Raw genomic sequence first — 17,248 nt, 5'->3', positions numbered from 1 at the left:
GTGCGAACCCTTGCACATAAGAACGCTGACTGCCGCTGACGCGGAGATCTACCGGGAGCTCCGGCTGCTGTCGCTGCGGAAATCCCCGGAAGCTTTTCTCAGCTCCTATGAGTCGGAGTCGAAGCTATCCATCGTTACCACTAGAATTAGGCTGGAGCCGTCGGACGATCGTTTCACTCTGGGCGCTTTTGACGATAAGGAGAAGCTTGTGGGCATGGTAACCTTTTTCCGCGAGAACAGGCCCAAAATCAATCATAAAGCACATGTATATTCCGTATATGTTCATCCCGATGCCCGGAAGCAGGGGCTGGGCCGCTTGCTGATGCTGGAGCTGATTAGCCGGGCCAAGGTGATGCCGGGGCTGGAAATCCTTACGCTGACCTTAACCTCCACCAATCTTCCCGCCAAAAAGCTGTATGAATCGCTCGGTTTCATCTGTTATGGAACGGAGCCGAAGGCAATGAAGCTGGGGGAGGCATATCTGGACGAGGACTTGATGACCCTGCCGCTGTCGCCAGAGCTGTAGACGTTTGGAAAATACAGGCATAATTACCGCTCCCGCAAGCATAAGCTTGGTCTATACGACCTGTCCGCAAAAGGGGTTGAAGACTTGGCAACTGCGCTTCTGGGGAGCTTTTTATCGGCTATGGCTACGGTGCTTGGAGTGGTTCCCATTCTGTTTGTCAGAAGATTATCCGAGCTATGGAAGGATGTGCTGGTCGCCTTCACCGCCGGAATTATGGTATCCGCGTCGACCTTCGGCTTAATGCCGCAGGCCATCAAGGAATCGGGAATCATCGGGCTTACCCTTGGGCTGATTACCGGTGTGCTGCTGCTTGATCTGATCGAGAATAATATCCCGCATATTGATGTCGAGAATAAACCGGGTTACGCCAATATGGATTCCAAAGCGCTGCTTGTGTTGATTGCGCTGTTCATTCATAACATTCCCGAAGGGCTTAGTACAGGCTTCAGCTATGCCAGTGAGCAGACGAGCCTTGGACCTATGGTGGCAATTGCCATCGGGGCGCAAAATATGCCGGAAGGCCTCATTCTGGCTGTCTTTCTGATGAACTCCCGGGCTACACGCCGAAAAGCGCTGTCTATGGCTGCGCTAACCGGCCTCATGGAGATGGTGTCGGCGGTGATTGGCTATTTTACAGCCAGCTATGTGCAGAATGTAGTCGGTTACGGTCTGGCTTTTGCCGCAGGCGCGATGCTCTTCATCGTCTACAAGGAGCTGATCCCTGAGAGCCACGGACACGGATATGAACGCCCCTCAACGTATTCATTTATCTTCGGTCTGCTGGCGATGGTGTATATTACGCAAGTGTTTGGGTGAGGATGGGCGGAAAATGATAAAAGAGGCTGCTCCTGAACTGTTATGATCTAACAGTTACAGAAACAGCCTCTTCGCCATGTATATTCTTACCGGTGCTGCGCATACCGGTTGCTCTTGCTGGCAGCACGAACAGCAGCCAGCTCTGCCGGAGAGAGCGGGGCGGCTTCAGCCGCCGCCGCATTCAGCCGAAGCTGCTCCAGGCTGCCCGCGCCCGGGATGATGGCGGCGACTGCCGGGTTCGCCAGCGGATAATGCAGCGCCGTCTCCGTCAGGGTGCGGGAGCCGGAGGTCTGATGGAGAAGCTGCTCATGCAGATTTGCCAGTTCTTCGCTGCTGTAGCCAAGATACTCCCGGTTAGCTTTACTGGCGCCATGTTCGGTTAATATGCCGCTTGCCAGTGGTCCCCGGGCGATCACACTGATGCCCTTCTGCTCCAGCAGGGGCAGAACCTCTTCCTCGGGGCGCCGGTCCAGGATGCTGTACTGGCTCATGACACTGACAATATTGGAACGGGAGACGTATTCCCTGATTACATTCGGGCGGATGGAGGAGATGCCGTAATAGCGGATTAGTCCTTCTTGCTTCAACTCCTCGAAGGCTTCAATGGTCTCGTCAATCGGGTCCTCGATGGTACCGCCGTGCAACTGGTACAGGTCGATATAATCCGTCTGCAGTCTGCGCAGGCTCTCTTTTATTGCCGATTTAATATAGGCCCTGGAAGGGTCCCAAGTCCAGCCCTCCTGTCCGGGAGCTCTGCGGTTGCCGACTTTGGTGGCGAGGATAACATCCGCCCGGCGTCGGCGCAGTGCCTGCCCGATGATCTCTTCATTCCGTCCGCTATCATAGAGATCGGCGGTATCCAGAAAGTTGACGCCCCGCTCAAGCGCCTCATGAATAATTGGAATGGCCTTAGCCCCGTCAGTCCCCAGGGACATGCAGCCGAGACCCATAGTACTCACGTATAACTCGGAATTTCCTAAACGGTTCTTGTTCATCGGCGTTCCTCCGTCACTTTTCCCCTATTAATAAATTATTCAAGTTCACCTTATATAGTTTTGTGTACATTATAGCATTCCCGCAGCAAAAGACGGCAATAGAGCGCCCCTACAGCTTGCTTGGTAGCCGTGGGGACGCTATTGCCGTCTTTGTGTGTGTATGTGTTCAGCTTATCCCCGCAAAATGGACTCGATTTGCTCCAGCTCTTCCGCGCTCAGCTCCGGTGCGTTCAAGGAGGCTACGGCATCCTCGATCTGGCTGACCTTGCTCGCGCCGATCAGGGCCGAAGTGACTTTACCGCCGCGAAGCACCCACGATAAGGCGAGCTGTGACATCTTCTGCCCGCGTGAAGCAGCCAGCTCATTCAGCTTGCTTACCTTGCCGATGACCTCGGCGGTAATTTCCTTCTCGGAGAGGAACACGCTTGGTCCGGCCGCACGGGAATCAGGGGTGATTCCGTTCAGGTAGCGGTCGGTCAGGATGCCTTTTTGCAGCGGGGAGAAGGCGATGGTGCCGATGCCTTCCTCAGCCAGCACATCCTGCAGCCCGTCCTCGATCCAGCGTGACATCATGGAATAATTCGGCTGATGGATCAGGCAAGGCGTGCCGAGGCGGCGGAGAATCTGCGCCGCTTCCCGCGCTTCCTCGGCCTTATAATTGGAGATGCCGACATACAGCGCTTTGCCCTGGCGCACAAGCAGATCCAGCGCGGCCATTGTTTCTTCCAGCGGTGTATTCGGGTCCGGGCGGTGATGATAAAAAATATCCACATAGTCCAGCCCCATCCGCTTCAGGCTCTGGTCGAGACTGGAGACAAGATATTTCTTCGAGCCCCAATCACCGTAGGGTCCCGGCCACATGTAATAGCCGGCTTTGCTGGAGATGATCAGCTCGTCGCGGTAGGCGGCGAAGTCTTTTTGGAGAATTTGCCCAAAGCTCTCTTCGGCAGAACCTGCGGGCGGGCCGTAGTTGTTGGCAAGGTCGAAGTGGGTAATACCGAGATCGAAGGCGCGTCTGATCATGGCACGGCCGTTCTCGAACACATCGTTGCCGCCGAAATTATGCCACAGCCCAAGCGAGATCGCCGGGAGAAGCAGGCCGCTGCGGCCGGTACGGTTGTATTTCATATTCGCATAACGTTCAGGATTAGCGTTGTACATTTTTTTACCTCCTAAGAGTTTGGTTAGCGATTACCCCATTGCGTTACTTCCTGCATTGACTTCGTACAAACCGGCATCGTGAGCATTCGCTTAAGTAAGCAAATGGTTCACCAAGTTACTTCTTGCAAAACTAGTAGATCGTCAGACTCTGCATGCTGGAGTTCAAACGATGCTCCGCCAAATGGAGCAGGGCGTAGAGATCACGCTGGCGGCGTATCAGGCCTCGCGAACAGAGTCATCTCCTGATTGGATGAGTCTGCCCATTTTGTAGCGGACTGAGCCGCTCTTATTTCTACTGGAGGTCCTTTTTCCGCGAGTGAACGGACTCCAGCGCCTTTATGGGCGGACATTCACCCCAAATCTACCTGACGAAGAGGTGATAAGTGCCCGACGAATCCCTCTCTCCCCAAACCGCGATGGCTCTATCTAAGCCACAGATTTAGAACTCCTACTGGCACTGGCATCGTAACATAGACTTAAGTTTTTGTAAGCGTGATCATTGCCGAATAGAGAGAGGAGCGCCCAGCTCTCTAGTATTGCCGGATTCCAGCAGTTGAATCATCGTGAGTCATGTGAAAGTACGGGTTGCTTATGCTCCGGGTCACGCTCTTATTGTAGCGGATAGGCGGCGGCAAACGTATGTCAGCAAGGAAGATTTTTATAGAACAATGTCGTTATTGGCGTGGCGGATGCGGTATTCCTTGGGAGAGCAGCCCTTGACCTTCTTGAACATGCGCGAAAAAAGCAGCGGGTCCTGATAGCCGACAGAACGTGATATTTCACCAATCGTACAGCTCGTGTCCGTCAGCAGCTCGCATGCTTTGGCGATACGGAAGTTGAGCAGATATTGCTGCGGCGGCAGGCCAACGGTCTTTTTGAACAACGCGGATAAATATTTGCGGTCAAGCTTCAGGGAGGAGGACATCATCTCCACGGTGACATTTTCACAGTAATGGGCATGCAGGTAGTGGAGACATTGCTCGACGTAGAGGCTCTTTTGACGTGGAATAGGGATAATATCCGCCGCCGCCGGAACCGTGCGCAGCAGCAGACCAAAGAACTCATACATCATAGCTTTCAGCGGAAAATCAAGGCTGTCCGTGTTGTCTGCCGCAAGGGTAAGCCGGTCGTACAGGGTGGGCATAAGCTGATCATCCATCGGGAAGACGGGGTGCTCAGGCGTGAGAGAGGTTTTGGACAGCAGGTACCCCATTTCTTCTCCCGTAAAAGCAATCCACGAATACGTCCAGGGCTGATCCGTATCCGCTGCATAATGGGTAACGATATGTGGATAAGTCAGGAAGGCCTGTCCAGGCTGCAAAATGTGGGTTTCTTCACCGACAGCCACTTTGCCGGTACCTTCATGGATGAAGTGGATTTTGTAGATGTCGCGCACGCCGGGGCCAACGCTATGTCCGGGAGCACACTGCTCACGTCCCCAATAATGCAGATGCAGATCGGGATTGCCCCGGAAGGGGCGTTCTGGATTATATTTGAATATGGCCATGCTTCAGCCTCTTTTCATTTACCCCTATTATACAATAGAATCATCAAGGCTGATGAACCCAAACGCTGCCATTCTAATCAAAGGGCGGTAGTGAATTGATCGGGCAACAGGACACTGTATGTCGGGCAGGTGCAAAGTCCGCAAAAAGCCCCGGCCCCCGGGCAGAGGATGGGACTTGATGGAAGGAGCAGCAGGTGGAGCGGGACGGGAAGGGACTTGGCGGGGAATGGTTACAACGCAGAAGGATTGTGAGTGGGGAGAGTAACTTTTTTTGAGGGGGCTTTAGGCTTCTAAATTAAGCTTCCATTCTGAGCATAACCAGCTCTTCCACCGGCTCGCCGTTCACCAGATGCTCTTCAACAATCCGCGCCACATCGTCTGTAGTCACATTGTAATACCAGATGCCGTCGGGATACACAATCACAAACGGTCCGTTGCCGCACAGTCCGAGACAGCTTGTTTTATTGAGTTTGACCGTTTTATTGATGCCGCGCTCTACGAGCTGTTCCTTGAATTCCTGCATAACCTCTTCCACATCCTGATTGTTGCAGTGCTCGCTGCAGCAGAACAGCAGGTGTTTCTTAAGCACCTTCAAGCGCATATTCATCGCTGTGCCTCCTTGTTAATGTGAATATTGTTTACACATCTTACGAGGAGTATAGTCTCTTTTGCAGCTTCTGTAATGGGGTTGTGCGCAATGTTCCTAAAGGCTTAACAAATGGAAAAAAACCATGAAATTGGCGTTAGATTACCTGACTCTTGTCCGGGAGTTTTGATGAAAATGTGTCTTGATTCGAGGTGGAGCGTAGGGGGAAAATAGCAAAGGGTTCCCGCGTCTTGCAGTGGACGTGTGGGAACCCTTTGCTAAATTTTCTGGATGGAACCAGCCGCTTAAAGTACAGAGTAACCGTTTCTGCGTGTATGCACAGCTTCAGCGGAGCTGGATCAGATCAGCGCTGCATTCTGATGGCTGGCAGCCACCTGCGGGATTTCCTTGCCCGGCAGAAAATGAATGCTGCGGATGTAACGGATGGTGCGGCTCTGCGCCCGCATAATGACAGAATGGGTCTCGGCGCGGTCCTTGCCGATGAAGCGGACTCCGTTCAGGAACTCGCCGGAGGTTACCCCGGTCGCCGCGAAGATAACGTCGCCGGTGCCGACCATATCCTCCATCGACAGCACGCGGGTCGGATTGTCCAGCCCCATCATCAAGCAGCGCTGCAGCTCGAGGGGACCCTCCGGCAGCAGCTTGCCTTGCAGCTCCCCGCCGAGGCATTTCAGCGCAGCGGCCGCGAGCACGCCTTCGGGCGCTCCGCCGGAGCCCATGTACAGATCGACCTCGCTGTCCGGCAGCGCCGCCGCGATAGCTCCGGCCACATCGCCGTGGCCGATCAGCTTGACGCGCACGCCGAGCCTGCGCAGGCTGGCGATCAGCTTCTCATGCCGCTTGCGGTCCAGCACCATCACCGTCAGCTCGGAGAGCGCTTTGCCGGTGATGAGGCTGGCCTTGCGCAGCGTGACCTCAGCCGGGTCTTCGATGCTGAGCCTGCCGGCCAGCTCGGGTCCGCAGGCCAGCTTCTCCATGTAAATGTCGGGCGCATGCAGCAAGCTGCCCCGGTCCGCAATAGCGATAACCGACTGGGCATTGTGCAGACCGCAGGCCACCACCTCCGTGCCTTCCAGCGGATCAACGGCGACATCGACCGAAGGGCCGTTCCGGTTGCCGACGCGCTCCCCGATATAGAGCATCGGCGCTTCATCCATCTCGCCTTCGCCGATGACCACAGTCCCGTCAATGGAGACGGAATCAAACATGGAACGGATGGCAGTCGTGGCTGCATCATCCGCAGCATTTTTATCGCCCCGGCCAATCCAGCGGGCGGAGGATAAGGCGCCCAATTCAGTTACCCGTACAATTTCCAGTGCCAATTCGCGTTCCATTATGATTTCCCTCCAGTATGTTTTTTGTATCTTATGGAGAATCGGAAATATGCCCCATAATAATGCCTGCTGTTTCTTCAATGGCTTTGTTGGTGATATCAATGACCGGACACCCTAGTTTGGCGAACAGCGCCGCAGCGTATTCCATTTCCTCCGTGATGCGTTCCAGACTGGCGTACTGCGAGCCAGCCGGGAGACCGAGTTGCTTGAGCCGCTCTGAGCGGATGGTCAGCATGTACTCGGGTTTCATGGTAAGTCCGATCAGCCGGTTCGGCGGCAGGCTCATGAGCTGCTGGGGCGGACCGATCTCCGGGACAATCGGGTAGTTTACGACCTTTTTGCCCCGGTGGGCCAGGAAAATGCTGAGCGGAGTCTTGGAGGTGCGCGACATGCCCAGCAGCACAATATCCGCCTTCAGCATTGCGCCAAGATCACGCCCGTCGTCACAGGCAACGGTGAATTCAATCGCCTCGATCCGGCGGAAATAGTCTTCGTCGAGCTGGTGCAGCAGCCCGGGCCGCGCCTGCGGCGCATCGTCGAAGGTGTCAATGAAGGCTTGCATCATCGGGCCCATAATATCAACAATCCGCAGGTCGAGGCGCACCGCTTCCTCACGGATCATCTCCCGAAGCTCGGGCTGAACCAGCGTATAGGCGACAAAACCTTGCAACTGTGCAGTCTCCTCCATCAGCTTCCGCAATTCGTCTTCATGTCTTACATTGCCGTATCTTCTGATTGTGACGCGCTGATTCTGGAATTGGTGGATGACGGCCTGCACAACAGCCTCCGCTGTATCCCCTATAGAATCAGAGCAAATCGTAATGAAATGTGAGGATGGCTCCATGCTTTTTGAATTCCTCCCGTTATCCTTTGGCTTCAAGATCGAGGAGAAGTTTGACGATGGAAGTTTTGGTCAGCCGGCCTACCACATCCAGCCGCAGGCCCGCATCTTCCCCAGCACCGGGAATAACCACCGGCAAACTGTCTACCTCATGAAAAATCATTTTTTGCGCGGCATCAAGCACCGTATCTTCGGGAGAAACCGTCACCACCTTGGGCTGGCGGGTCATCACCATGCTCACGGGCATGGACACCGCGCCGGGATTGCCCAGCGTAACCTTCAAAAAATCCTTGCGTGAAGCCACGCCGGTCAGCTTGCCCTCGCCATCGCAGATGATCAGTGTGCCTACATCCTGCAGGAACAGCGTAACTACGGCATCCTGAATCGTTGTAGTTTCGCGGATGATGATCGGAATGCTCTGAATGTCCTTGACCCTGGTTTCCTGCAGCAGATAGCCGTTGCCAAGGCGTTCTGAAGCTTTTTTACCGGGAAAATATCCGACCTTGGGTTTGGCGTCAATGTACTCCAGCATAACGAGCACGGACAAGTCCGAGCGGATCGTCGGCTTGCTGAGGTTGAGCTGTTCCGCAATTTGCTCGGCGGTAATCGGCGCTCTTTTTTTCACAATATCAATAATTTGCAGTTGACGGGATGTCAGTTCGATCACAGGTTCCCTCCACTTTCCGAGTACATTCAGGCTGCCTTTCTTGAGAAAAGGAGCACCGTGCGCGGATTCCCCCTCTCATTCATACGTCTTAATAGGATTTATAACCCTTAACTTGCTTATATAATACGCAATAATAATCGTGAATGCAATATATAATACGTCATATATAATTATTTTGTGAAAAATAGACGGGTTCCGCACTTAGCGGGCAGCCTGTGCTCCGGTTGAGGATTAGCCGTTGCCGAGCTTAGGGGGAATGCTGCGCGTTTCGAAGACTGGGGACTTTATTTGTAAAAGAGTACTTTACTGTCGTCGCGGCGGACACCGCAGTCCGGAAGGCTGCTCGATAGCGCCGCCCCTCGGCGCGCAAGCCAACACAACGGCAGAAACGCCGTTGTTGGAGGGACCGTGGGTAGTTTGCGCGGAAATAACGGCAGAAACGCCGTTGTTGGAGGGACTGTGGCTAGTTAGCGCGGAAGTAACGGCAGAAACGCCGTTGTTGGAGGGACTGTGGGTAGTTTGCGCGGAAGTAACGGCAGAAACGCCGTTGTTGGAGGGACCGTGGTTGTTTTGCGCGGAATTAACGGCAGAAGTGCCGCTGTTGGAGGGGCCGTGGGTAGTTTGCGCGAAAATAACGGCAGAAACGCCGTTGTTGGAGGGACCGTGGGTAGTTTGCGCGGAAGTAACGGCAGAAACGCCGTTGTTGAAGGGACCGTGGGTAGTTTGCGCGGAAGTAACGGCAGAAACGCCGTTGTTGGAGGGACTGTGGGTAGTTTGCGCGGAAGTAACGGCAGAAACGCCGTTGTTGGAGGGACTGTGGGTAGTTTGCGCGGAAGTAGCGGCAGAAACGCCGTTGTTGAAGGGACCGTGGGTAGTTTGCGCGGAAGTAACGGCAGAAATGCCGTTGTTGAAGGGACCGTGGGTAGTTTGCGCGGAAGTAACGGCAAAAACGCCGTTGTTAGAGGGACTGTGGGTAGTTTGCGCGAAAATAACGGCAGAAACGCCGTTGTTGAAGGGACCGTGGTTAGTCTGCGCGGAAGTAACGGCAGAACTGCCGTTGTTAGCGCGAACCCCAGAGGTACTATACTGGCCTTTACACCATCCCCCTCGGGCCCGCGCCAATCTCAGCCCGGCAGGCCTACAAAATTTGCTTCCGCGGATAAGTCCCATCTGCCGCCGACTGTGCCTGCGGGGTGCTCCGCTTTGGTTTGAGCAGCAGTTGCTTCAGTGCGCCAGCGTTAACTAGAATGGTGCCGGCAATGATGGTGAACACGCCAAGCACAGTAATCCAGGTAACAGTCTCCCCGTAGAACAGGAAACCTACACCTACCGCAATCGGCGGGGAGATGTATAGCCAGGTGGACGGAAAGACGGGATTGGTCTTTGCAACCAGCCAGTAGAACAGCGTATGCGCAACCATGGAGCCGACAACCGTCAGGTAGAGCAGGGAGCCGGCTGTTTTGAAGGACAGAAACACCTCAGGCTGCACTTTTTCCGTGAACAGGGACAGAATGAACAACAACACTCCCCCATGCATCATCTGTGCGGCATTCAGGGCAACGGGCGACTCGCTTTTTAAAGTGGTGGTAACTTTTTTGGAATAGATCGCTCCCGCCGCGTAGCCGCATTCGCCGATCAGAATAACACCGCAGCCGATGAGCCATAGAGGAGAGACATCTACTGCAAGGCCCGGCAGAACCAGCAGCAATACGCCGGTGAAGCCGATGATGCAGCCGATCAGCGAGTAGGCGGGAGCTTTTTGCCGGAGAAAAGCGGTCTGCATCAGCAGAATCATCATCGGACCGGTAGCCGACAGCACGGCGGCGAACCCCGAGGAGACATATTGCTCGGACCAATACAGCGCGGAGAATGTTCCGAAGGTCAAAGCGGCGCCGGTGAGGAGCATTTCTTTGCGCAGGAGCAGGGCGAAGCTGGCTTTGCCTCTAATGACCATGAAGAGGAAGAGAACGGCACCCGCCATGAAAAAACGCAACCCCGCCGAGAAAAAAGGAGGCGCACCGGCGTCCACGCCGATTTTGATAGCCAGGAAGGTGGTGCCAAAAATAAGACAGACGAGCGAATAAGCGAGCATAATCATGTTCAGTTCCCCTTTGTGATGGTGTGTGGCAATCGGTTGAAGTATTTTGTTAATCATCATATAGGGTGGTGGACAGAACAGATTATAGGTAACAGAACAGTTGAGATGCGATATGGTGTACAATAGGTCCATGAAGAAGCTGATGGAGACGGAAATTGGATCTAGCTGTTAGCGCAAGCATGGTGGAGGGAGCGGCAGACTTATGAAAAAAGCGGCAGGTGCAGAACAGAGCAACCCCTTGTTCCGCCAGGTGTACCAGCACATGGAGAACCGGATGGAGCGCGGGGAATGGAAGGCCCATGATAAGCTGCCGTCGATCCGGCTGCTGGCCGAGGAGCTGAAGGTCCATAGGCTTACGGTATTCAAGGCTTACCGGGAGCTGACCGAGGATGGCAAGGTGTATGTAAAAGACAAATCCGGCTATTATGTGGCCCAAGGCGGGGGAACGGCGGACAAGACGGGTGAGGGAGCGAATGTAGCTTCATACGTGCTGGCGAATCCGATGTCCGATATTCAGCGCATGCCCGCAAGCTATCAGTTCTCGCAGGCGCTGATTGATCCGGGGCTGCTGCCCAATTTATTCCTGTCCGAGTATGTAAAAAAAGTATTCGACCTCTACCCGAAGGTGATGGGAACCTATTCCTCCGTGCAGGGGGATGAGGAGCTTCGGGAGACGCTTAGCCGTCATTTTCAGAAGCAGCACCGGCTGCAGCTATCGCCGCGCGAACTGCTGATTACCTCGGGCGGGCAGCAGGCGATCAATCTGATCGCGGGCATTGTGCTCGGTCCGATGGATGCTGTGCTGGTGGAGCGGCCGACGTACAGCGTGGCTATGGATATTTTTCGGCGCCTTGGGGCGCGGCTGGTGCCGGTGGAGATTACCCCGCAGGGCTATAATCTGCAGCAGGTCGAAGAACTGATGCGCAGTCACCGGCCGCGGATGTTCTACATGAATCCGACACATCACAATCCGACCGGCTACACGGTTCCGGCGCAGCAGCGCAAGCTACTGGTCGAATTGGCAGAACGCTACCGCTGCCTGCTGGTGGAGGATGATCCGTTCCGCGATATGTATTTCGAGGAGGAGCCGCCACCGCCTTTTTTTGCCTATGATACGGAGGGCTGGGTGATCTATATCGGCAGCTTCAGCAAATATGTCGCCCCGGGCCTGCGAATCTGCGCAGTGGGCTGCCGTTATCCATTTATGGAGCGGCTGATTACCGCCAAATCGCTGGCGGACAACGGCACGCCGATTCTGAATCAGAAAATCTTCCTGCATTATTACACCACGCCGCGCCTGCAGCAGCATCTCGGCAAGCTGCGGATCGCGCTCCAGGTGTACAAGGAGATCATGGAGGAGGAGCTGGCTGCCACGGGCTGGGAATGGACGCCGCCGCAAGGCGGGCTGAACCTGTGGGTGAAGCTGCCGGAGCATATTTCTGCCGCCGCGCTGCTTGCCCGCTGTATGGAAGAGTCCATTTCCTTTGTCCCGGGAGAAATTCTCGATCCGCTGGGGGACATGAAGTCCTGGCTGCGCCTCAGCTACTCCTTCGCCAGCGAAAATGTGCTGCGCGAAGGGGTGCGCCGTCTTGCGGCGCTCGCGCGGGAGTTTTGACAGGGTGGCAGCGTTGTGCATCGCAGGCGTGGACGGAGCGTAAAGGGTGCAAAGCACCTAAGCCCCCAAGCCCCCAAGCTCCTAAGTCCCCAAGCACCCGAGCCCCCAAGCGCCCAAGTCCCTAACCATCCCCCCAATAAAAGCTTGAAGCCAATTCTACTGCACTCTGTGCAGCAGAATCAGGCAAAATAGGGGCTAAAAGCGATTCTACTGCACTCTGTGCAGCAGAATTCCGGAATACAGCCAATTTGCGAGGGTTGCTCGAAAATCTATTGTACAAAATACATCAGAAGCTATATTTACAACATGTAATGTTCAATCTAATGTATCAAATACAATAGACATTCATGCCGCTCGTTCGCGGCACTTCAGACGATGAAATTTCATAGAAGGCCCTCAATTTGGCTTCGCCAAATTCGCGGCTTCCATAACAATGTCCTCTGTGCGGACATCGTTATTTCGGATAGATTAGCAATACAGACTGAATCAGAAGCTCTTTCAGAAGCTTAAGTGTACTTTGTACAACTATATTGCTCAATTCTGCGCCCAACAGGACTTTAATTGTATTCTGTGCAACTAGAATCACCTAAACTCAGGCGTATGGCGATATTTCGGCGTATTAGTTGCAGAACTGCAATTAAAAGTAATATTAGTCTTCAAATGCTGATTTTAAGTGTACGGAGTGCAATTAAGCAGTGGGAGAGCAGGGAGAGTGGGGGGAGCCGTCAGTTTTTCACAATTGAAATTCACTAGGTGTCCTCCTAGCCTATCCGCGCCCCAACTCGCCACGCCCCAACTCGCCACGCCCCAACTCGCCACGCCCCAACTCGCCACGCCCCCGCTCATCCACGCCCCAACTCATCCACTCCCCAACCCGCCCCCGCTCCCAAGCACTTGGATTCCCCATCCCCAATGTACAGCGCCCCCTAAATCCAAAGGTCCCAAGGGACGAATGTGCGCATCTGAAAAAGTAAGATTTTTCATCCATTTTACAAACTTTGTATATATCATACTCTGTTTAACATTAGATAGATTTCCAGAAAATATCCCCCTAATATTTTTACTCTAGTATGAGGTAGTAAAACAAACTTAAGGAGGGTATATATGAGTTCTCAGAAAAAGAATAGATTCAAGACTGCGTTGACCGTAACTGCGGCAGGTGCGCTTTTGGCTACGGGTGTAGTGAGTACACAGCCTGCAAAACAGGCAGAAGCAGCGACCTCACAGACGAAGAATGTTGTTCTCTTTGTCGGGGATGGCATGGGGACGGCAGCACGCAATGCGATTCGGCTGGCAACGGTAGGCGAAAAAGGCAAATTGGCTATGGACGATATGCCTTACGTGGGTTTGATTCATACGAGCTCTACAGTACCTGTTACAGATTCGGCTGCATCAGCCACGGCATATGCCAGTGGGGTGAAAACATATAACGGCGCAATCGGCATGGATCCCGACAAAAAATCGGTTGCCACCATTGCGGAATACGCTAAAAATGCCGGTAAATCCACAGGCGTGGTAACAACCAGCCAGATTACGGATGCTACAGGTGCCGCATTTGGCGCACACGTGGAAGACCGCTCGAAGCAAAGCGACATCGCGCTGCAGCTTTTGACAAAGAGCAAAGTGGATGTACTGCTTGGCGGCGGCGAGGATTTCTGGTATCCGGCAGGAGAAGCAGGCAAGTTCCCGGACGCACCGGCTGAAGATCCTTCGGAGAAGAGCAAGGGAACACAGGGCAATCTGGTTGAAAAAGCAAAATCGCTTGGATACAACTACGTATCGACCAAGGACGGTCTGAAGCAGGCCAAGAGCGGCAAGCTGCTCGGACTGTTCGCCAACGAGGAAATGTTCCAGCAGAATGAAGAAGGCAAAGGGGATATCTATAGCCCGGTAGTTTCTCTCGCAGAGATGACCCAGAAGGCGATTGACACGCTGTCAACGAACAAAAAGGGTTTTTTCCTGATGGTAGAGGAAGAAGGCACAGATGAATTTGCCCACAAAAACAATGCCAAAATGACGATCAAATCCGGCCAGGAGCTGGATAAAGCGGTTCAGGTCGCCAAAACTTTCGCCAAAAAGAACCCCGACACCCTGGTCCTGGTGCTTGCCGATCATGAAACCGGCGGACTTTCCATTGAACCGGTAGACGCTGAGGATGAATCGGGAGATGGCATCTCCAAAGAGGACGGTCCTTTTGCAATTGCCAATTCCAAAGCTAACTTTGTTGTGGATTGGACAACCTCCGGCCATACTGCAGTTGATATTCCGGTTACCGCTATGGGCAAAAACGCCCAGCTCTTCACTGGAGTGTTTGAGAACACTGCCGTGTTCGACAAGCTCATGCAGGCTTATGGCTTCAAAGTGAAAAAATAATAGGGCAATTGAGAGGAGAAATGACCTCTCTTGCCTATGGGCTGGCCGGAATTCCGGCCGGCTTTTCTTTTTCAATACATACTCCATAGAAGCTGGACAAAAGAACTGCCAGAAGGCAGGAGTGGCGGAGGGGAAGTCTGGATACTTACGGGGCGGTAGCGGCCTAAGCCAAATTTGTTAATTCTAAAGTCCAGTTTATCCGGCACCTGACCATAATTGACAGTCTGCCAAGCAATCGCGAACAGATTGCAGGGGAGGTAAGCTTGAGGAATTGCTAGGATCGGGCACATGAAAAACGCCTTCACAGTTCAAGCTGCGAAGGCGTTTTTTCGTGTGCGTTACACCCAGCCGAACAAGCGGGCTGCCTGTGCAACGGCAAAGGTTACGGAAATGGCAATGGCAAGCGGAATGACGGCGGAGAGCACCGCCCATTTCATGCTGCGGGTCTCCTTGTAGATATTTATAAGCGTGGTGCCGCAAGGATAGTGAAGCAGGGAGAAGAGCATCATATTAAGCGCGGTCAGCCAGGTCCAGCCGTGACTTACGAAGATGTCTTTGATGCTGCCGAGACCATCGACATCAACCATTGCACCGGAGGACATGTACCCCATGAGCAGAATCGGCAGCACAATTTCATTGGCCGGCAGCCCCAGGATAAAGGCCATAATAATGAAGCCGTCCAGCCCGAGCAGCCCGGCAAAAGGATCAAAGAAAGCCGCCATATGATTAAGTACGCTGTCCCCGCCAATGAATACGTTGCCGAGAATCCAGGTGATGATTCCCGCAGGAGCGGCAACAACGATGGCCCGGGTCAGCACGTTCAGGGATTTTTCCTTGGAGGAGATAAGTATGGTCTTCCAGATTTGCGGGCGGCGGTATGGCGGAAGCTCCAGAGTATAATGGGTAGGCACTCCCCGCAGCGCGGTCTTTGACATGACCCAGGAGACGGTCAAGGTAACAATTATGCCGATTAGCACGATTCCCATCAGTACAAGGGCCGTAGACAAAGTACGTAGTGCACCTGCGGCAGCACCTCCTACCATGAATAGGGAGGAGAGCAGAATCAGCGTCGGCCAGCGCCCGTTGCAGGGAACAAAGTTATTCGTCAGAATGGCCAGCATCCGTTCCCGGGGCGATTCGATAATGCGGGTGGAGAGAATGGCGGCAGCATTGCAGCCAAAGCCCATCGACATCGTTAAGGCTTGCTTGCCGTGGCCGCCCGATTTTTTGAACAGCCGGTCCATGTTAAAAGCCACGCGCGGCAGATAGCCGAAATTCTCCAGCAGCGCGAACACCGGGAAGAAAATCATCATGGGCGGCAGCATGACGCTGATAACCCAGGAGGTTCCACGGTACAGTCCCAGCACGAGCACGCCATGCAGCCAGGAGGGAGCGTTCAGCGCTTCAAACCCGGCGGTCAGATAACCCCCGATCCAGCCGAAAAGGGAAGCCAGCCAGCCCGAAGGGTAGTTCGCTCCGGCAATCGTAATCCAGAATACCAGACCGAGTCCGGCAAGCATAATGGGGAAACCCCAGATTTTGGAGGTAACGATATTGTCCAGCTTATAAGTGCTGGTGAGCTTCTTTTGGTCCTGATAGGCAACGGCATCACGGCAAATGCCCGCCGACACCCCATAAATGCCGCTGACGATCTCATCGCGGATCGCGCCCTTGTCCGCCAGCCTCTTCGCTGCCGACAGCAGGGAATCCATAGCGTCCGTTCCTTTAATGGCATGCGGTGACTCCATGATTTACAACCTCCTTTGCTCCGGGAATAGGTTTGCGGTTCATATTGGCCTTGAGTGAGGCGAGCAGGCTGTCGTCACCGTCCAGTAGCCGCAGGGCAATCCAGCGCGCCGGATATTTGGAACCAAACGTCTGCTCCACGACAGGAGCAAGCTCGGTTATGCTCTGTTCGATCTCATCGCTGTAGGCGATGCGCAGCGGCGGTGCTGTGAATGCTCCGGTGGCAACACGCTCAATCTGGTCCAGCAGCGCTTCGATGCCGATTTTGTTCCGGGCCGAAATCGCCACAACGGGCACACCCAGCCGCTTCGCGATGGCCTTGAGATTGATGGTGATGCCCAGCCTCCGGGCCTCATCAATCAGGTTGATGCAGATGACGGTCCGCCCGGTAATCTCCAGCACCTGTAATGCAAGATTGAGATTGCGCTCCAGCGAAGTTGCGTCCAGTACCACTAGCGTCACATCCGGCTGCTCGAAAATAATATAATCCCGCGCGGCCTCCTCATCGGCAGAATTGGAGTACAGTGAATAAGTGCCGGGAAGGTCAACCGCCCGGTAGGTGTGGTCCTTGTGTGTGAACCCGCCTTCGGCCGTGATGACGGTTTTGCCCGCCCAGTTGCCCGTGTGCTGGCGCAGGCCGGTCAGCAGGTTGAAGAGCGTGCTTTTTCCGGTATTGGGGTTGCCTGCAAACGCGACAGTAAATTGACTCATCCTTCTCCACCTCCAATGATTTCTCCGTAGATCAGCGAACTTTCTTCCCGGCGCAGGGCAATAGTCGTATTGCTTACCCGAAAAGCCGTAGGGTCTCCGAGCGGGCTGCGCCGCAGAACCTCAACGGCATTGCCGACCACAAATCCGAGATCGAGCAGTCTTCTCCGCAGCACCCCCTGCACGTCGATGCCTGTGATCACCAGCTTGTTGCCGTTCAGCGCTTCAGACAACGGAATAGAAGCTCCAGTCAT

The 17,248-nt window shown here is 54.2% G+C and carries 16 protein-coding genes; 5 read left to right on the top strand and 11 right to left on the bottom strand.

Features of this window, described 5'->3' with window-relative positions:
* Positions 1 to 10: 10 nt before the first annotated feature.
* Positions 11 to 526 carry a GNAT family N-acetyltransferase gene (locus B212_RS0121420; RefSeq protein WP_019913137.1) on the top strand — a complete coding sequence of 172 codons (516 nt, stop codon included), beginning with the start codon at positions 11 to 13 and terminating at the stop codon, positions 524 to 526.
* An 84-nt stretch (positions 527 to 610) separates the two neighbouring features.
* The gene (locus B212_RS0121415) at positions 611 to 1,342 is read left to right on the top strand and encodes a ZIP family metal transporter (RefSeq protein WP_019913136.1); all 732 of its coding nucleotides are present in this window, start codon (positions 611 to 613) and stop codon (positions 1,340 to 1,342) included.
* Between the two features lie 86 nt (positions 1,343 to 1,428).
* Here B212_RS0121415 and B212_RS0121410 read toward each other — a convergent pair whose 3' ends face one another.
* The 7 genes from B212_RS0121410 to B212_RS0121380 form a co-directional block, all read right to left on the bottom strand.
* Entirely contained in the window at positions 1,429 to 2,337 is a 909-nt protein-coding gene (locus B212_RS0121410) for an aldo/keto reductase (RefSeq protein WP_019913135.1), read from the bottom strand.
* A gap of 171 nt (positions 2,338 to 2,508) precedes the next feature.
* Complete coding sequence (locus B212_RS0121405; protein WP_019913134.1) at positions 2,509 to 3,498, bottom strand: aldo/keto reductase; 990 nt, start codon at positions 3,496 to 3,498, stop codon at positions 2,509 to 2,511.
* 658 nt (positions 3,499 to 4,156) lie between these two features.
* Positions 4,157 to 5,005: an AraC family transcriptional regulator gene (locus tag B212_RS0121400; RefSeq protein ID WP_019913132.1), complete on the bottom strand. Its 849-nt coding sequence runs from the start codon at positions 5,003 to 5,005 to the stop codon at positions 4,157 to 4,159.
* Positions 5,006 to 5,300: 295 nt separating this feature from the next.
* Positions 5,301 to 5,612 carry a (2Fe-2S) ferredoxin domain-containing protein gene (locus B212_RS0121395; protein ID WP_019913131.1) on the bottom strand — a complete coding sequence of 104 codons (312 nt, stop codon included), beginning with the start codon at positions 5,610 to 5,612 and terminating at the stop codon, positions 5,301 to 5,303.
* Between the two features lie 338 nt (positions 5,613 to 5,950).
* Positions 5,951 to 6,946 (bottom strand): class II fructose-bisphosphatase, encoded by a 996-nt coding sequence (gene glpX / locus B212_RS0121390; RefSeq protein WP_019913130.1) that lies wholly within the window; start codon positions 6,944 to 6,946, stop codon positions 5,951 to 5,953.
* Between the two features lie 31 nt (positions 6,947 to 6,977).
* Complete coding sequence (locus tag B212_RS0121385) at positions 6,978 to 7,790, bottom strand: pyruvate, water dikinase regulatory protein (RefSeq protein WP_019913129.1); 813 nt, start codon at positions 7,788 to 7,790, stop codon at positions 6,978 to 6,980.
* Positions 7,791 to 7,809: 19 nt separating this feature from the next.
* Entirely contained in the window at positions 7,810 to 8,454 is a 645-nt protein-coding gene (locus B212_RS0121380; protein WP_019913128.1) for a helix-turn-helix transcriptional regulator, read from the bottom strand.
* A 256-nt stretch (positions 8,455 to 8,710) separates the two neighbouring features.
* Between B212_RS0121380 and B212_RS35085 the strand changes: the two genes are divergently transcribed.
* Entirely contained in the window at positions 8,711 to 9,700 is a 990-nt protein-coding gene (locus B212_RS35085) for a hypothetical protein (RefSeq protein ID WP_198015879.1), read from the top strand.
* On the opposite strand, the gene B212_RS0121375 is transcribed toward B212_RS35085, so the two are convergent.
* Positions 9,593 to 10,552 (bottom strand): DMT family transporter, encoded by a 960-nt coding sequence (locus B212_RS0121375; RefSeq protein ID WP_019913127.1) that lies wholly within the window; start codon positions 10,550 to 10,552, stop codon positions 9,593 to 9,595. The two genes, B212_RS35085 and B212_RS0121375, sit on opposite strands and share 108 nt — an antisense overlap.
* Positions 10,553 to 10,754: 202 nt before the next feature.
* Between B212_RS0121375 and B212_RS0121370 the strand changes: the two genes are divergently transcribed.
* Together B212_RS0121370 and B212_RS0121360 are read left to right on the top strand one after the other, a co-directional pair.
* Positions 10,755 to 12,167 (top strand): aminotransferase-like domain-containing protein, encoded by a 1,413-nt coding sequence (locus tag B212_RS0121370; protein WP_019913126.1) that lies wholly within the window; start codon positions 10,755 to 10,757, stop codon positions 12,165 to 12,167.
* A 1,104-nt stretch (positions 12,168 to 13,271) separates the two neighbouring features.
* A complete protein-coding gene (locus B212_RS0121360; protein ID WP_019913124.1) occupies positions 13,272 to 14,540 on the top strand; it encodes an alkaline phosphatase in 1,269 nt (422 codons plus the stop codon).
* 338 nt (positions 14,541 to 14,878) lie between these two features.
* Here the strand turns inward: B212_RS0121360 and B212_RS0121355 are convergent, their stop codons facing one another.
* From B212_RS0121355 to B212_RS0121345, 3 genes are read right to left on the bottom strand one after another with little or no spacing between them, the layout of a single operon-like run.
* Positions 14,879 to 16,288: a nucleoside recognition domain-containing protein gene (locus B212_RS0121355; RefSeq protein ID WP_019913123.1), complete on the bottom strand. Its 1,410-nt coding sequence runs from the start codon at positions 16,286 to 16,288 to the stop codon at positions 14,879 to 14,881.
* Entirely contained in the window at positions 16,266 to 16,997 is a 732-nt protein-coding gene (locus tag B212_RS0121350; RefSeq protein ID WP_019913122.1) for a FeoB small GTPase domain-containing protein, read from the bottom strand. The genes B212_RS0121355 and B212_RS0121350 overlap by 23 nt, the downstream gene beginning before the upstream one ends.
* Positions 16,994 to 17,248: a FeoA family protein gene (locus tag B212_RS0121345; RefSeq protein WP_019913121.1), complete on the bottom strand. Its 255-nt coding sequence runs from the start codon at positions 17,246 to 17,248 to the stop codon at positions 16,994 to 16,996. The genes B212_RS0121350 and B212_RS0121345 overlap by 4 nt, the downstream gene beginning before the upstream one ends.

It is taken from the genome of Paenibacillus sp. HW567 (assembly GCF_000374185.1).
Classification (GTDB): Bacteria; Bacillota; Bacilli; order Paenibacillales; family Paenibacillaceae; genus Paenibacillus_AQ.
The sequence above is the reverse complement of the archived record's forward strand: the minus strand, read 5'-3'. Positions and strand labels throughout refer to the sequence as shown.